Origin of the sequence: Streptomyces sp. NBC_01446, from assembly GCF_026340095.1 — a bacterium.
Classification (GTDB): domain Bacteria; phylum Actinomycetota; class Actinomycetes; order Streptomycetales; family Streptomycetaceae; genus Streptomyces; species Streptomyces aureus.
Map to the genome: position 1 here is coordinate 4548752 of NZ_JAPEPO010000001.1, position 12422 is coordinate 4561173.

12 protein-coding genes are annotated in these 12422 nt (G+C 72.0%); 5 read left to right on the top strand and 7 right to left on the bottom strand.

The window, feature by feature from the left end:
• Positions 1-4: 4 nt before the first annotated feature.
• Complete coding sequence (locus tag OG456_RS20510; RefSeq protein ID WP_266563055.1) at positions 5-1021, bottom strand: GlxA family transcriptional regulator; 1017 nt, start codon at positions 1019-1021, stop codon at positions 5-7.
• Positions 1022-1125: 104 nt separating this feature from the next.
• Here OG456_RS20510 and OG456_RS20515 point away from each other — a divergent pair, with 104 nt between their 5' ends.
• Complete coding sequence (locus tag OG456_RS20515; RefSeq protein ID WP_266563057.1) at positions 1126-2454, top strand: MFS transporter; 1329 nt, start codon at positions 1126-1128, stop codon at positions 2452-2454.
• On the opposite strand, the gene OG456_RS20520 is transcribed toward OG456_RS20515, so the two are convergent.
• From OG456_RS20520 to OG456_RS20535, 4 genes are all read right to left on the bottom strand, one after another.
• Positions 2455-3072 carry a flavin reductase family protein gene (locus OG456_RS20520; RefSeq protein WP_266563059.1) on the bottom strand — a complete coding sequence of 206 codons (618 nt, stop codon included), beginning with the start codon at positions 3070-3072 and terminating at the stop codon, positions 2455-2457.
• A gap of 82 nt (positions 3073-3154) precedes the next feature.
• Entirely contained in the window at positions 3155-3943 is a 789-nt protein-coding gene (locus tag OG456_RS20525; protein WP_266563061.1) for an enoyl-CoA hydratase/isomerase family protein, read from the bottom strand.
• Between the two features lie 62 nt (positions 3944-4005).
• Positions 4006-6222 carry an acetate--CoA ligase family protein gene (locus tag OG456_RS20530; protein WP_266563063.1) on the bottom strand — a complete coding sequence of 739 codons (2217 nt, stop codon included), beginning with the start codon at positions 6220-6222 and terminating at the stop codon, positions 4006-4008.
• A gap of 232 nt (positions 6223-6454) precedes the next feature.
• On the bottom strand, positions 6455-7606 hold the full coding sequence (locus OG456_RS20535) for an NAD(P)/FAD-dependent oxidoreductase (protein WP_266569354.1): 1152 nt from the start codon (positions 7604-7606) through the stop codon (positions 6455-6457).
• 149 nt (positions 7607-7755) lie between these two features.
• Between OG456_RS20535 and OG456_RS20540 the strand changes: the two genes are divergently transcribed.
• The 4 genes from OG456_RS20540 to OG456_RS20555 are packed head-to-tail and all read left to right on the top strand — an operon-like array spanning position 7756 to position 10114.
• Positions 7756-8208 carry a DoxX family protein gene (locus OG456_RS20540; protein WP_116512441.1) on the top strand — a complete coding sequence of 151 codons (453 nt, stop codon included), beginning with the start codon at positions 7756-7758 and terminating at the stop codon, positions 8206-8208.
• The gene (locus tag OG456_RS20545; protein ID WP_266563066.1) at positions 8205-8621 is read left to right on the top strand and encodes a Zn-ribbon domain-containing OB-fold protein; all 417 of its coding nucleotides are present in this window, start codon (positions 8205-8207) and stop codon (positions 8619-8621) included. The genes OG456_RS20540 and OG456_RS20545 overlap by 4 nt, the downstream gene beginning before the upstream one ends.
• Before the next feature lie 24 nt (positions 8622-8645).
• Positions 8646-9533, top strand: coding sequence for a GNAT family N-acetyltransferase (locus OG456_RS20550; RefSeq protein WP_266563068.1), 888 nt, complete (start codon positions 8646-8648; stop codon positions 9531-9533).
• 5 nt (positions 9534-9538) lie between these two features.
• Complete coding sequence (locus OG456_RS20555; protein ID WP_266563070.1) at positions 9539-10114, top strand: GNAT family N-acetyltransferase; 576 nt, start codon at positions 9539-9541, stop codon at positions 10112-10114.
• A 10-nt stretch (positions 10115-10124) separates the two neighbouring features.
• On the opposite strand, the gene OG456_RS20560 is transcribed toward OG456_RS20555, so the two are convergent.
• Positions 10125-10778 (bottom strand): pyridoxal 5'-phosphate synthase, encoded by a 654-nt coding sequence (locus OG456_RS20560; RefSeq protein WP_266563072.1) that lies wholly within the window; start codon positions 10776-10778, stop codon positions 10125-10127.
• Positions 10779-10880: 102 nt separating this feature from the next.
• Complete coding sequence (locus OG456_RS20565; RefSeq protein WP_266569355.1) at positions 10881-12332, bottom strand: amino acid permease; 1452 nt, start codon at positions 12330-12332, stop codon at positions 10881-10883.
• Positions 12333-12422 lie beyond the last annotated feature (90 nt).

Consider the following 12422-nt stretch of genomic DNA (forward strand, 5'->3'; position numbering starts at 1 on the left):
ATGCTTACGCGCCGCCGCCGTGCGTGTTCGTCGCGTGGAACGTGCGGCGGTAGGCCGTCGGGGTCACGCCCAGCGCCGTCTGGAGGTGCTGCCTCATCGACTGCGCCGTGCCGAAGCCCGACTCGCGCGCCACCTGGTCCATCGACAGTTCGCTCGACTCCAGCAGGTGCCTGGCCCGCTCCACCCGCTGCCGGGTGAGCCACTGGCCCGGGCTGACGCCGGCCTCCTCGCGGAAACGGCGCGTGAAGGTGCGGACCGACATCGCCTCCTGGGCGGCCAGGTCCCGCAGCTGGAGCGGTTCGTGGAGGCGGGCCAGGGCCCAGGCGCGGGCCTTGGTCGTGGTCGCGAGCTGGGGTTCGGGGACGGGGCGGTGGATGTACTGGGCCTGCCCGCCGTCGCGGTGGGGCGGGACGACGGTGTGGCGGGCCACCTCGTTGGCCACCGCCGCGCCGTGGTCGCGGCGGACCAGGTGCAGACAGAGGTCGATGCCCGCGGCGACCCCGGCGGACGTGAGGACGTCGCCGTCGTCGATGTAGAGGACGTCGGCGTCGACCTTGATCTTGGGGAAGAGCCGCTGGAAGTGCTCCGCCGACGCCCAGTGCGTGGTCGCCGGGCGCCCGTCCAGATAGCCCGCCGCGGCGAGAACGTAGCTGCCGGTGCAGATCGACACCATCCGCGTACCGGGCCTGACCTGTGCGAAGGCCGCCGCCAGCTCGTCGGTGAGTACGCCCTCGTCGAGGACGGGGCCGTGCTCGTACGACGCGGGCACGACCACCGTGTCCGCGGTCGCGAGCGCCTCCGGGCCGTTCCTGATCAGGACGGCGAAGTCGGCGTCCGTCTCCACCGGGCCGGGTTCCCTGACCGAGCACGTCACGACCTCGTACAGCGACCGGCCCTCGGGGTCCTTGGCGCGGGTGAAGATGCGCTGGGTGATGCCGAGTTCGAAGGGAAGCACGCCGTCGAGGGCCAGGACGACCACGCGGTGGGGGCGCCGGGTGCGGGGCGCGGAAGTCTCGGACATGGCACCGAGTGTATGGCCCGATCCTAGCGAAGGCTGTCTTTCCGGCCACTCGTCCAGGGCGGGCCGGTGATCCGATGCTGTCTGCTGTGACGCACACATCGGACATGACACCGACCACCGCGGCCGAGGGCTCGCCCGGCGCGGGCGCCTCCCGGCCGCCGCGCTCCCGTCCCCGTATCCACCGCGCCTGGTTCGTGGCCGCCGTCACCTTCGTGACGATCATCGGTGCCGCCGCCTTCCGGTCCCTGCCGGGGCTGCTGATCGACCCGCTGAACGAGGAGTTCGGCTGGTCCCGCGGCACCATCGGGCTCGCCGTCTCCATCAACCTCGCGCTGTACGGGCTGACCGCGCCCTTCGCCGCCGCCCTCATGGACCGGTTCGGCATCCGGCGCGTGGTCGCCGTCGCCCTGGTCGTCATCGCGGCCGGCTCCGGCCTGACCGTGTGGATGGACTCGGCGTGGCAGCTCCTGCTGTGCTGGGGCCTGCTCGTCGGGCTCGGCTCCGGCTCGATGGCCCTCGCGTTCGCCGCGACCGTCACCAACCGCTGGTTCACCGCCCGGCGCGGGCTCGTGACCGGCATCCTCACGGCCGCGTCCGCTTCGGGGCAGCTCATCTTCCTGCCCTTGCTCTCGTGGATCGTCGAGGCGCACAAGTGGCGGCCGGCGGCCGTGACGGTGGCGCTCGCGGCGCTCGCCGTCGTGCCGTTCGTGTGGCTGCTGCTGCGCGACCACCCGGCCGACGTGGGCACCACCCCGTACGGCTCCGAGGAGTTCGTCGAGAAGCCGCCGCCCGTCACCGGGGCCGCCCGCCGCACCGTGGGCGTGCTCTTCAAGGCCGCCCGTACAGGGCCCTTCTGGCTGCTCGCCGGGACCTTCGCGATCTGCGGCGCCTCCACGAACGGGCTCGTCCAGACGCACTTCGTGCCGGCCGCGCACGACCACGGGATGCCGATCACCGCGGCGGCCTCGCTGCTGGCCGTGGTGGGGGTCTTCGACGTCGTCGGAACCGTGGCGTCGGGCTGGTTCACCGACCGCTTCGACACGCGGCGGCTGCTCGCGGTGTACTACGCGCTGCGCGGGATCTCCCTGCTGTTCCTGCCCATGCTCCTCGCGCCGTCCGTCCACCCGCCGATGATCTTCTTCATCGTCTTCTACGGGCTCGACTGGGTCGCCACCGTGCCGCCCACCCTGGCCCTGTGCCGTGAGCACTACGGCGAGGACAGCGCGATCGTGTTCGGCTGGGTGCTCGCCTCGCACCAGGTGGGTGCCGCGCTCGTCGCCTTCCTCGGCGGCGTCGCCCGGGACACGTTCGGCTCGTACGACGTCGTCTGGTACGCGTCCGGCGCGCTGTGCGCCGCGGCGGCCCTGATGGCGCTGGTCATCCGGCGCCGTCACGCCGATGCCGGCGCGGGCCTGGTGGCCGGACTGGCCTGATCAGTGCTCGAAGCGGCCGAACGCGCCCTTGTGGAACAGCAGCGGGGGCGCCTCGCCGTCCCCCGTCCCGAGCGCCTCCACCCGGCCCACCACGATGAGGTGGTCCCCGCCCGTGTGGACGGCGTGGATCGTGCAGTCGACCCACGCGGGCGCGCCCGCGATCCGCGGCGAGCCCGTCACGGGCGCCGCGTCGTGCTCGACGCCCGCGAACTTGTCCGCGCCGCTCACCGCGAAGGACCGGCACAACGTGCCCTGGTTCGCGCCCAGTACGTTCACGCAGAAGACGCCGGCGCTCGCGATGCGCGGCCAGGTCGTGGACGTACGGGCCACCATGAACGCCACCAGCGGCGGGTCCAGGGAGAGCGAGGAGAAGGACTGGCAGGCGAAGCCCGCGGGGGGAGCGCCGGGGTGCGGGGGCGGCGCCGTGACGACGGTGACGCCGGTGGCGAAGTGCCCGAGGACGCGGCGGAACTCGCCGGGGTCCAGTGGCGCCCGCTCGTCCTCGCCCACGGCCCGCAGCTCCGGACGCGGCAGTGCGTCCACCGGCTCGGCCGACGTGGGCGCACCGACCGACCGGAGGTACCTGACCACGGTCGCTGCCATTCCTGCGTGTCCCATCACACCTACGATTGAAGCTGACGATGCGTCAGATAGGAAGTGGTGGGCCCGAATTCGATGACGGCGGCCAGTTGCGGGAAAGCTACCGGCCCCGGTACGTCGGGTCGCGCCGCTCCTTGAACGAGGTGACGCCCTCCTGCGCGTCCGCCGTCGTCATGTTGATCTCCTGTGCCGTCGCCTCCGCCGCGAACGCCGTCGCGCGGTCCGACTCCAGGGAGACGTTGACCAGCTGCTTGGTCATGGCGATGGCCCGGGTCGGACCGTTCGCCAGGCGCGTCGCCCACTCCTGGGCCGTCTTGCGCAGCTCCCCGTCCGGGACCGTGCGGTTGACCAGGCCCAGGCGTTCCGCGTCGGCCGAGGAGAGCGCGTCGCCGAAGAACATCAGCTCCTTGGCCCGCTGCGGCCCGATCAGGCGCGGCAGCAGATAGGCGCCGCCCCCGTCCGGGACCAGGCCGCGGCGCGCGAAGACCTCGATGAACCGGGCCGACTCCGCGGCGAGCACCAGATCGCAGGCGAACGCCAGATGCGCGCCGATGCCGGCCGCGGTCCCGTTGACCGCCGCGACGACCGGCTTCTCGCAGTCCATGACCGCCGCGATCAGACGCTGCGCGCCGAGCCGGATCGTGCGGGCGACGTCGCCGGGCACGCGGGGCCCGGTGGCCGGAGCGCCCCGCAGGTCCGCGCCGGCGCAGAAGCCCCTGCCGGTCGCCGTGATGACGACGGCACGCACGTCCGGATCCGCGGAGGCGCCGTTCAGAATGCCGATGATCTCCTCGCGCTGGTCCCAGGTCAGCGCGTTCATGGCCTCGGGGCGATTGAGCGTGATCCAGGTGACGGCGTCGGCGGTCGTGCACTCGATGGTGGCGGACATGGCCTCTTCTTCCCTGTTCGCAGGCGGGCGTGGGCACGGGCGGTGGGCGGTACCGGCGGATCTCAGTGGCAGACGGCGAGCGCGTCGAGCGCCACGGCGCCCTGGCCCCGCGGGAGCACCATGAGCGGGTTGATGTCCAACTCGGCGAGTTCGTCGCCCAGTTCGAGGGCCATGCGCTGGACCCGCAGGACGACCTCCACCAGCGCGTCCAGGTCCACGGGCGGCGCCCCCCGCATCCCGTCCAGGAGGGGCCTGCCTCGTAGTTCGTCGAGCATCGCCCGCGCCTGGTCCTCCGCGAACGGCGGCACCCTCACCGCCGTGTCCCGCAGCACCTCCACGAGTACGCCGCCCAGGCCCACCGTCACCGTCGGGCCGAACAGGTCGTCCTGGGTGACCCCGACGACCATCTCGACGCCCCGCTCGACCATCTGGCAGACCAGGACGCCGTCCAGGTCGAGGCCCTCGTAGCGGGCGATGTCGGTGAGTTCCCGGTAGGCGTCCCTGACCTGACTTGCCGAAGTCAGGCCGACCTTGACCAGGCCCAGGTCCGACTTGTGGGCCAGCCGCGCGCCGGACGCCTTCATGACGACGGGGTAGCCGACCTGCCCGGCCGCCCGTACCGCCGCCGCGGCGCTGGTCACGAGCTGCTCGCGGGGTACGCGGATGCCGTATGCGCGCAGGAGCTGCTTTGCGGCGTGCTCGCTGAGCTGGCGGCCCGGACGCATCAGGGCCTGCGCCTTGCGGAAGGAGGGGGAGGGCGTGCGGGGCGCATCGGTGAACGGGGAGCGGTACGCGGCGGTGAACCGGTGGTGGTCCAGGTAGGCGCGGACGGCCGTGATGCAGTTCCCGAACGTGCGGAACGTCGCGAGGCGCGAGGAGCCGAGGAGCGTCTCGCGGTAGGCGTCCTCGGTGCCCAGCGGCGAGCCCCAGACGACACAGATCAGCTTGTCCGTGCGCTCCGCCGCCTCCGCCAGGTCCCGGGCCAGTTTGTCGCTCATCGGCGGGAACGGGCCGGTGATCGGGCAGATCAGGACGCCTATGGACGGGTCCTGGAGGATCGACTCGATGATCTTGGGGCCACGCCAGTCACCCACCGGGTGGCCGCCGTTGTCGATCGGGTTCGCGACGTTGAGGTACCCCGGGATCCACTGGTGCAGCTCCTGCTGCTTCGCCTCGGACAGCGAGGGCAGGGTCAGGCCCGCGCGGGTGGCCAGGTCGGCGAAGTGGGCGCCTGTGCCGCCCGATATCGAGTAGACCGCCACGCCGTCCGCCCGCGGGGGCCTGGCCCGCGCCAACAGGGCTGAGGTGTCCTGGAGCTCGTCGAGTCCGTCGACCCTGATCACGCCGAACTGCCGCATCGCCGCGTCCACCACCGTGTCCGCGCCGGTCAGCTTGCCCGTGTGCGAGGCGGCCATGCGGGCGCCCGTCTCGGTCCGGCCGACCTTGACGGCCACGACGGGTACGCCGTTGCGGGCCGCGCGGTCCGCCGCGAGGAGGAACCCGCGGCCGTCTTTCAGGCCTTCCACGTAACACGCGATCGCCCCGACCTCGGGCTGCTCGGCGAAGTACGAGATGAAGTCCGCCGTCTCCAGGTCCGCCTCGTTGCCCGTGGGCGCCCAGTGCGAGAGCCGTACGCCCAGCTCCTGCATCGTGTAGAGGGGGCGGCCCTGGTGGCCCGACTGCGTGATCAGGGCGATCGCCGGTCCTTCGAGGTCGTCGCGGAACTCGGAGAACGCGTTCAGGTTGGTGTTCGGGCCCAGCAGTCGCATGCCCGAGCGGCTGACCGCCGCGGACAGGGACGACTGCGCGGCCGCTCCTTCCTCGCCGGTCTCCGCGAAGCCCGACGCGAACGCCACCGCGAACTTCACCTTGGCCTGGGCCAGTTCCTCGATGACCGGCAGCGGGTCCGAGATGAGGAGTACGGCGAGGTCGACGGGTTCGGGCAGTGCGGAGACACCCGGCGAGCACGGGATGCCGAAGACGCTCTCGCGGGTGGGGTGCACGGGGTGGAGGCGGGCGCCCACGCGCTCCGCCCACGCGATCAGCTGGCGCGTGATGCCCGTGTTCGGGCGGCCTTCGGCGTCGGACGCGCCGATGACCGCTATCGATTCGGGCCGGAAGAAACGGTCCAGGTCGGGCACCTCGCGGTGCAGTGGCCTGCCGCTCACGTCCAGGTCGTCCGTCCTGCCGTGCACGGCAGGTGCCGGCTGCTCTCCGCAGGCGATCGTGCGGGCCCGGCGGGGGTCGGTGGTCAGGGTGCCGTATGTCGATCCAAGCATCGGGTCCGCCCGCTCCTCGACTGGTGCTCACTAACTGACGTAGTGTCAGATTACTGAACTGACGCTGTGTCAGGAACAGGGCTGCACGCAAAGGCTGTTACGGGTGTTCCCGCGGGCGGGCAGGTTGGAACGGCGGGATGTGGCCACTGTGGGCGGATGTGATGGACGGGACGCGGGCGAATGACGCCCTGCGTGCGTGCGTGAGGGGGGAGCGGGACGGCGGTGGCCGGGGTCAGCCCGCGATCGCCTTCGCGATCTTCCGTGCGTCCAGGGCCAGTTCGCGGAACATGCCGCTGATCGGGTTCGTGTACCCGGTGAAGTGGAGGCCGGGCGCGGCGGGGTCCGTCCGCCGGCCGTGCGTGGTCGGGCGGCCCCGGGCGTCCAGGACGCCGAGGTGGCCCACCAGGTCCTCCAGCGCGCGGCGGTAACCCGTCGCCGCGATCACCGCGTCGGGGGCGATGCGCGTGCCGTCCGCGAGGACCACCTTGCCGTCCTCGAACGACTCGACGGCCGCGACCGGTTCGACCTTGCCCGTGCGGACGGCGTCGATCAGGCCGACGTCCTGCACGGGGATCGCGCCTTCGCGCACCCGCGAGTAGAGGCCGGTCGTGGGTCTGGGCAGGCCCTGTTCCGTCAGGTCGGGCACGCTGAGCTTCGCCATGGGGCGGGCGAGGCGGTCCACGATCGCCACGGGCAGCCTGCGGCACAGGATGCCGGTCCGCTGCGCGGGCCAGCCCGCGGTGGACCGGCGCACGATGTGGGGCGCCGTACGGACCGCGAGCCTGACGCGGGACGCGCCGCCCTCGGCCAGGTCCACGGCGATCTCGGCGCCCGTGTTGCCGACGCCGACGACGAGCACGTCGCGGCCCGCGTACGGCTTGGCGTTGCGGTAGTCGCCCGCGTGGAGGAGTTCGCCCGTGTACGAGGGGCGTACCGGCCAGTCGGGAAGGCGTGGGGTGTGGTTGTAGCCCGTGGCGACCACGACGGCGCTCGCGGCCAGTTCGCGACCGCCCGAGGCGTGTACGAGCCAGCCGTCCTCCGTGCGCTCCACGCATGAGACCGCCACGCCGGTGACGATCTCCAGCTGGTGGAACTCGGCGTACTTCTCCAGGTAGCGCACGACGTCGTCGCGGGACACCCAGCGGCCGAAGCGGCGCGGGATCGCGAGGCCGGGGAGCCCGGAGAGCCTGCGGGTGGTGTGCAGATGGAGGCGGTCGTAGTGGCGGCGCCAGGACGCCCCGACGTGCTCCGACTTCTCCAGGATCACGGCCCGTACGCCCCGCTCGCGCAGCGCCGCGGCCGCGGCGAGGCCGCCCGGGCCGCCCCCGATGACGTACACGGGGCGGTCCTGGGTGCGTGCGGCGGGCGCGGGCTCGGTGACCATGAGTGCGAGCGTAATCACGGTTCGATTTGATGGGTCTCGGTCAAGACCGGAATCGGTTGCGAATTCATCACGGCGTACGCCCCTTGCGTCAGCGCCCCCGCGTGCGCTGAACTGACGTTCCGTCAGAAACGGAGAGGAGGGCCCCGGTCGTGGACTCGATCTGGCTCGACGGCGTCGAATGGCTGGCCGTGCTGCGCATAGGCCTCGGACTGTGGTGGCTGGAGAGCTGGCGGCACAAGGACAAGAAGGGCTGGTTCGAGCGGGGCACCGGCATCGCCTGGGCCGCCGACGTCGCCGCGAAGCACCGGTGGAACGCCGTACGCAGCGGCTTCGGCGCGGTCGTCACCCCTCGGCCGAAAGTGATGGCGTACATCGTCGTCTACGCCGAACTGGCCCTGGGCCTCGGGCTCGTGGTGGGCCTGCTGACACCCGTGGCCCTCATCGGCGGACTGCTCCTGAACCTCCTGTACCTGGTCCTGATGATCCACGACTGGGCCGAGCAGGGACAGAACGCGATGATGGCCCTCATCTCGCTCGTGGCGCTCTTCGCCATGTCCTGGCAGGCCTGGTCCCTCGACGCGGCGATCGGACTGTTCCTGTGACTCTTCCCGCGACCGTACGGTTCGACCTCCCCGAGCCCGACGCCTTCACCCGCCCCTACTGGGACGCGGCCGCCGACGGGACGCTGCTGCTCCGCCGCTGCCGCGCGTGCGAGCGGGCGCATCACTATCCGCGCGAGTTCTGCCCGCACTGCTGGAGCGAGGACGTGGCGTGGGAGCGGGCGTCCGGGACGGCCGTCCTCTACACCTGGTCCGTCGTCCACCGGAACGACCTGCCACCCTTCGGTGCCCGCACCCCGTACATCGCGGCCGTCGTCGATCTCGCGGAGGGCCCGCGGATGATGACGGAGATCGTGGACGCCGACGGTGACGATCTGCGCGTGGGAATGCCCCTGGAGGTCACCTTCCGTCAGGTCGAGGGCTTCTCCGTCCCCGTATTTCGCTCGCGGACGTGAGGGGACGGGCGGCACCATGCGGTCATGACAGAGAGCCCCGCTCCCGTGCCCGGCTGGCACCTCACCGCTGACGTCGACGACTTCCTCGCCCGCGCGGGCGGGTACCTGCGCGCCGAGCCCGCCCTGCACACGGTCGCCCTCGGCGTCACCGCGAGCCTGCGGGAACGGGGGCCGGCGGTGTACGGGGCACGGGGGCAGCTCTTCGGGGTGCTGTACGGGCCGGACGGCGGCGTGAGCGGGACGTTCCTGTGGACGAAGCCCTTCCGGCTCAGCATCAGCCCCCTGGACAGGGAGCAGGCGGACGCGCTCGCCGTCGCGCTCCAAGGGCGGGCGGTGACGGGCGTGTTCGGGGTCGACTCGGCCTCTGCCGCCTTCGCCGACGCCTGGCAGTCCCGCACGGGAGCGCGGGCCCACCGCGCCGTCGAGCAGCGCCTGTACCGGCTCGGGGACCTCACCCCGCCGCTGCCCGCGCCCGCCGGGCGGCCCCGCGTCGCCACCGGGGCGGACCGGGAGCTGCTGGTCCGGTGGCGCAACGAGTTCGCCGCGGACGCCGGCACTCCGGGCGGCGCCTCGGGCTCGGAGGAATGGGCCGACGAGCGGATCTCGTACGGCGGCGTCACCCTCTGGGAGACCGCGGACGGTGTGCCCGTCTCCATGGCCGGAGTGACCCGTGAGGCCGCCGGAGCGGTCCGGGTCGCGCCCGTGTACACCCCGAAGGAGCTGCGCGGCCGCGGCTACGCGGGAGCGGTCACCGCCGAGGTCAGCCGCGCCGCGCGGGCCGGGGGCGCGAGCGAGGTGCTCCTCTTCACCGACCTCGCCAACACGACCAGCAACGGCCTCTACCAGCGCATCGGCTACCGCCCCGTGCGGGACTTCGCCGTCCACACCTTCACCGCACCCGAGAACGGCTGACGCTCATGACCGACACCCCTGAGATACGTGGCCACGGACTCCTTCTGCGGGGCTGGCGGGCCGGGGACGAAGGGGACGCCGCCGCCGTGCTGCGCGGGCTCGGCGACCCCGAGTTCCGGCGCTGGAACACCCCGCTCACCCCGGTCGAGGACCTCGCCGGCGCCCATGCGTACCTGCGCTCACGCCAGGAGGCGCTGGCGAGCGGCGAATCCGTGTCCTGCTGCGTCACCGACGAGAGCACGGGGGAGGTGCTCGGGCACGTCGGCGTCAACATGATCGTGCCCGAGTTCGGCACCGCACACGTCGGCTACTGGGTGCTGCCCGAGGCCCGCGGGCGCGGGGTCGCGACGCGTGCGCTGAGGCTCGCCTCGCGGCTGGCGTTCGGCGAACTCGGCCTCCACCGCCTCGAACTGGGGCACGCCGTCGGGCACGAGGTGTCCTGCCGGGTCGCCGAGCGCGGTGGATACCGGTACGAGGGCACGCTGCGGGGCGCGATGTTCGAGGCGGGGCGGCTGGACGCCTTCCGTGACGCGCACCTGCACGCCCGCCTCGCCTCGGACCCCGCGCCCCGGCCGGCGTGAGCCGCCGGCGTCACGGCCAGAGCAGCTCCCGTACCCAGCCCGCCTCCGTGGCGCGGTACCTGAGGCGGATGTGCCGGCGGCGGGCGTCGCCCTGGAAGAACTCCACCTCGCGCGGCGCCAGCGCGTAGGCCGTCCAGGTCGGGGCGGGGGCCTTCGGGTCCGCCTGCGCGTGCTCCCAGGCGGCGACCGAGGCCGACTCCAATTCCTCCTGCGAGCCGAGGACCTCACTCTGGTGGCCGACCAGGGCCGCCGCCAGTGCTCCCGTCGAGCGGACGTGGAGGTCGGCCTGGCTCACCTCGGGCGACCGGGTGGTGACATCACCGCGTACGCGGATCTGGCGGCCCCGGGCCGGCCAGTAGAAGCCGAGCGCGGCCTGCGGGTGCGCCGCGAGCTGGCGGCCCTTGGCGCTGCCCGCGTGGGAGGCGAAGTGGAAGCCGTCCTCGTCGGCGCCGTGCAGCATCACCGTACGGATGTCGGGCAGTCCGTCGCCGTCCACGGTGGCGAGGGACGGGGTGTGCGGCTCGGTCTGGCCCGCGGCGACGGCCTCGGCGAACCACTCGACGAAGAGCGGCAGCGGGGTGGACGGGGCCGTGGACGGGTCGAACCCGGGCAGTTCGGTGTCCCAGACGCGCAGGGACTTCAGGATCTCTCGCAGTTCCGGCATGCACCGATTCTGGCGGTGACCGCGATCGCCCCGCCGACCGGTACGTCCGGAAGGCGGGGCGACCCGTACGCCAGATGGGTGAAGCCCTTCAGGCGAGGCCCGTCAGATCAGGTCCATCGCCGCGACCTCGTCCGGGCTGCCGTAACTGACCGGTCCCTGGAAGCGGCGGCGGGCCGTCGCGAACCACCACACCGTCGCGATCACGAGGACGGCGACCAGCGCGATCGGCGCGTAGTTGAACGATGTCGCGTTGATCGGGGACGCCTGCGGCAGCATGAACAGGACGCTGCTCGCCACGATCCAGACCACCGCGACCGCGGCCACCGGCTTGCCCCAGCGGCCCAGGTTCCACGGCCCCTGCTGGAAGTCGTCGTGGCGCAGGCGCAGATAGATCGGAACGGCGTACGCGAGGTAGAGACCCACGACGTTGACGCTCACGATCGCGGTGAACGCCGTGTGCGACCACCAGCCCGGCACCACGAGGACCAGCGAGCAGGCCGCCGCGAGCCACACGGCCTTCACGGGCGTGCGCGTACGCGAGGAGACCGAGTGCCACCAGCGCGAACCCGGCATGGCGCCGTCACGCGAGAAGGCGAAGATCTGGCGGGTGTTGCTCGTCATGTTGGCCAGGCCGCAGAACAGCATCGAGCCGATCACGATCAGCAGCAGGAGCTTCGCGGTCGTCATGCCGAGCGCGTCGATGAGGATCTGCACGGGCGGCGCCGACGCGCTCGCCACCGCCGCGTAGTCGCCGATCGCGAAGACGAGGGCCAGCATCAGGATCAGGCCGGTGACGGCGGAGTAGCCGATCGACCGCATGATGCCCTTCGGCGCGTTGACCGTCGCCTGGACCGTCTCCTCCGACATGTGGAAACTGCCGTCGAATCCGGTGAACGTCCAGCTGGTCACGAGGAGGCCGAGCAGAGCCGCGTAAATCCCGTTGGAGAAGCCGGTGTTGTTGGTGAACTGCGTGACGACCGACGCCGACTGGTGGTGGTCCGGTACGGCGATCAGCGCGACCACGATGACCACCATGCCGACGAGGAGCCACCACACGGAGATCCGGTTGACCAGCGCCACCAGCTGCACTGTGTACGTGTTGGCGAGCGCCTGGAGCAGCAGGATCACCGCCGTGATGAGGACCGTCTGCTGCGCCGTCGCGTGGTACGACGGCCACTGCATGACGAGGAACGCCTGGATGAACGTCGCCGCCGCGTAGCCCGTCGCCGCGGTGCCGCCGACCTGCCCCACGAAATTCAGCCAGCCCGTGTACCAGGACCAGGCGCCCTTGTGCCGTTTCGCCAGCTTTCCCGCCGAGAAATAGAGCGCCCCGCTCGTCGGATACGCCGATGCGATTTCGGCCATCGACGCTCCGACGAAAAGCACCATGGCTGCGACGGCTATCCAGCCGAACACGAGAATGCGCGGCCCGCCGGCGTTCATTCCGAACCCGAAGGAGGAGAAGATGCCGGAGATGATGTTGATGATCGTGAAGGAAATCGCGAAATTGTCGAACGCCTTGAAGCGCCGGGTCAGCTTCCGCGGGTAGCCCATCGCGTGCAGCGTCGCGTCGTCGTCGAGCGCGGCGGCGGGCCTCCCGGATCTGGTGGGGGACGTGGGGGGAGTGGGTGAGCTGGTCAGGGG